At 36.5% G+C, this 3,432-nt stretch carries 3 protein-coding genes; all 3 read left to right on the forward strand.

Translation table 11 applies throughout. The features are described 5' to 3' along the window. The first annotated feature begins 586 nt into the window (after positions 1–586). The 3 genes from RG963_RS16220 to RG963_RS16230 all read left to right on the forward strand — a co-directional run bounded on the left by RG963_RS16220 (position 587) and on the right by RG963_RS16230 (position 3,373). Positions 587–763 (forward strand): hypothetical protein, encoded by a 177-nt coding sequence (locus tag RG963_RS16220; RefSeq protein WP_310577319.1) that lies wholly within the window; start codon positions 587–589, stop codon positions 761–763. A gap of 34 nt (positions 764–797) precedes the next feature. Beyond that, entirely contained in the window at positions 798–1,793 is a 996-nt protein-coding gene (locus tag RG963_RS16225) for an outer membrane lipoprotein-sorting protein (RefSeq protein ID WP_310577320.1), read from the forward strand. A 485-nt stretch (positions 1,794–2,278) separates the two neighbouring features. Continuing rightward, positions 2,279–3,373 (forward strand): cytochrome c biogenesis protein CcdA, encoded by a 1,095-nt coding sequence (locus RG963_RS16230; protein ID WP_310577321.1) that lies wholly within the window; start codon positions 2,279–2,281, stop codon positions 3,371–3,373. The last annotated feature ends 59 nt before the right edge of the window (positions 3,374–3,432 follow it).

A 3,432-nucleotide genomic window follows, 5' to 3' on the forward strand; every position in this document is an offset into this window, starting at 1 on the left:
GTTTTTGGGACTGTGGCGGGCACTGGACTTGGTGATGCACTTGAGTATTATGTGTAGGATTGCTACTAAAGCTTAAGCTTTAACACATTAAACTCTGTAATATTTAACCCACATAAATCAAGGAATGTAGTGAGAGTGCCGAAAAAGTCGATAATTGCCAAAATTTTGGCACATTTAAGCATTGGCAATAAATTTCAAAATGCCGTATGATTCATGTTTCTGATTGGATTTTTCGGCACTATGAGAATTTAGATGTAAAATTCCGGCTTTTCCGATACTCTCATAGTAGAAATAGTCATCGTCGGCATCTAATGAATAACTATTATTTTATAATGACAAGTATGTAAAAAAACGCGGGATAATATTTGCAAGGTTTAGGTAACATACTCAACACAACATGAGAGAGTTGTCAATTTACTGGTACCGATCAATAACGGATGGATGAATCGCACGAATATGAATGTTAGGAGGTAGATGCCACAACAATGGCGCACGCAGTAGGTTTGCTATTAGAATGCGCTTACAGCGTGGCCTAACATAATTTGTGGCAGTCACTGCTTGTAAATATATTTAAGGAGATGGTGATATGATAAACGGGACATTTCTAATTGCAGTCGCAGATGTTCTGTTCGGAGTTGGTTTGATGGACATCACAGATAGACTAGTCCTTAAGGGTATAGGAAACATTGTTGCGCTGGTGGGGATTATCTATCTAGCATGGTACATATTAAATGAAGGGAAAGTAATTTTGGCGAATTTTTGAAGTCTACATCCAATCACTATGAAGTGTGATCAACATGCTTAAAAAACTGTTAATTGTGACCCTCATCCTTTCGATCGTGGCAACAGGTTGCATAAGTGAGATGACTGTTGAAGAAATAGCAAAACATACTCAGGAGAAGTATGAAACCGTTCATGACTTCAAAGCAACAAGGATCTCTACAACGAACGTTCAAGGAGCAGAAATATCAGATGAAGTAGAGATTTCAGTCAAGAAACCGAATAAATTCATGAGCGAGGATAAAAAACGAGGTATAATAAAAGTTTCTAACGGTGAAGTGATGTGGGTGTACGATGTCAAGAAGGGTGAAGCTACCAGGACATCACTGGAAGGTTATGGAGACTTGCTTGACTATGGATCATTCATCAAGGAGTTGCTGGAGGACACCAATGCCACGCTGCTTGGAGAGGAGAAACTTTCTGGTACGTCCTGCTATGTCATAGAGGAGACTCCAAAGAAAGACATGTATTTAACAGGTCAAAAAATCTGGATAGATAAGAAGTACTGGATTCCAGTTAGAATCGAGATCTACTTTGAAGGTTTTAATTCAAGTGTGGAGTATACAAACGTTTCTTTCAACACCGGGATTAGTGATGATGAGTTTGAGTTTTCTCCACCGGCAGGAGTGAAAATAATAGAACCTGAAACAAAATTGTCCAACAACGTTAGTATGGAAGATGCGCAGAACAATATGAACTTTACAATTCTCAACCCTTACACTGCTGGGTATGAATTCAATGGTGCAACTGTTTCTAAATCTGGAGATATGGAGAGCGTTTCCCTTGTATACACGAAAGGAAGAGAAAGAATGGCTATAACTCAAACAGTATTGCAGGAGAAACATCCGTTACAAAATGCTGAAAATGTTAGCATTGGGGAAGCAGAAGGCGAGCTTATACATATATTAGGCAAAAAAATGCTTAGGTTTGATTCTAATGATACAGAAATTATGATTACTGGCACAATGACTAAAGATGAATTTATAAAAGTAGCTGAGTCAATGAACCAATAATTCATATTTTGAAATTTGCATTTCTGTACAAATTCATGGTATAAAAGTGCCAATTTGTTAATAATGTTTATTAAATGACAATGTATAGGAACTGTTTGCCTCTATCAGCAGGAATCGAAATGTGGATAATGACAGATTAATTGGTTCAATTTGATAAGGGAAATTAATATATGGCAAAAAAATCAGAGTATCACTTGTGCTACTGCTTTATTAGGATGTATGGCATGTGTTTATTTTTGCGTTGCTAGGTACTGCACATATCAAATGCCTTGTACCAACCACAAATAACAGTGAAGGTAATTATTCCCTTATCTCTTACTATTTTTTCTATAGTTTACATAGAAATGCGTCTGATAGTTTGTATAGTAGAATCATTTAGCTGCATCCTTTATTTATTGATAGGTTTTGAAGAGTGTTATCTAGAAACTCCAGTAAACTCGCATATATTAGCGAACTTGTAAATATCGAGGAAGGGTGATAGAATAATGTCCAGATTAGTCCCTTATGAGATATCATCGTGCCAAAAAAACACGAAAATATCGCTGCCTTTTGGTTTTGGATTGATCGGGTTGAGTATCTTTTGTCTACTTTTCTTACTAATTCCAACCGTATCGGCACAACCAGTTTCCATTGTGTATTTTCATCAAAAAGGTTGTCATGATTGCGAAATAACTGATCCTCTTGTCGATCGAATAGAAACTCAATATAATAATGGCATTATTATTACACGAATTGAAACCAATACTGCTGACGGTTTTAATCAATGGAATAAATATGGTTTTCTTGAAGTCCCGGCTATTGTGATAAACAATGAAACAAAAATTCGCAAAGAAGAAATTACTGAAGAAAAGCTAAAAACTTTAATTGATGAACATCTTGTGGAAGAGGAAAATATTACTGAATATACCACAGAAGGGACAACGAGAAAAGAACAGGAAATCGAGTATATAAACACAAACCTGAATTTGCCCTTTGCCTATTCACTCGGCCTTTTTGCAGGTTTTTCTCCCTGCCTTATGGCTATACTTGGGTTTCTTTTAAGCTTCACTGCAGGAACAAGCAGTAGCACAAAAAACGGTATGGTACGTGCAATAATATTTGGATTGGGACTGGTGAGTTCTTATATAGTTTTAGGTCTCTGTTTGCTCTCTTTTAGAAAATCAATTCCCAGCTTGGACGGCTTTTCTTTTATAACAGGAATCATTGTAATTCTGATTGGGTTAAACCTTCTGGGAATTTTAAAATCGCCTGTTGTTCTGGATAATTATTTCCAGAATTCTGCCAGGAAATATGCGGGTACTCTGGGCGGAGTTTTTTTCCTCGGGGTATTGTTTTCGTTTGTGAAAGTTCCCTGCACTGCTCCAATGCTTCTTGTGCTGCTCAACAAAACCATTACAAGTGGAACGGTTAACGATCTGACCCTTCTGCTTGCATTCAGCGCTGGAGTATTGACACCTTTTATTGGAATTGGCTTGATAGGAGGCTACACTCTATCTAAACAAATTCGTTCATATAAAATATATTTGAAAAAAATCAGTGGATTTGTGCTTATATTACTTGGTTTATGGATAATGTTTTAAGCTTAATTAGGGAAAATACATAAATAATTAAGAATGTCCTCAAGATTATTAGTATTACA

The organism is Methanosarcina baikalica, assembly GCF_031461075.1.
Lineage (GTDB): Archaea > Halobacteriota > Methanosarcinia > Methanosarcinales > Methanosarcinaceae > Methanosarcina > Methanosarcina baikalica.

Coding starts and splice junctions, on each gene's coding strand:
- RG963_RS16220 (WP_310577319.1), top strand. CDS start 587: ATGATAAACGGGACATTTCTAATTGCAGTCGCAGATGTTCTGTTCGGA.
- RG963_RS16230 (WP_310577321.1), top strand. CDS start 2,279: ATGTCCAGATTAGTCCCTTATGAGATATCATCGTGCCAAAAAAACACG.
- RG963_RS16225 (WP_310577320.1), top strand. CDS start 798: ATGCTTAAAAAACTGTTAATTGTGACCCTCATCCTTTCGATCGTGGCA.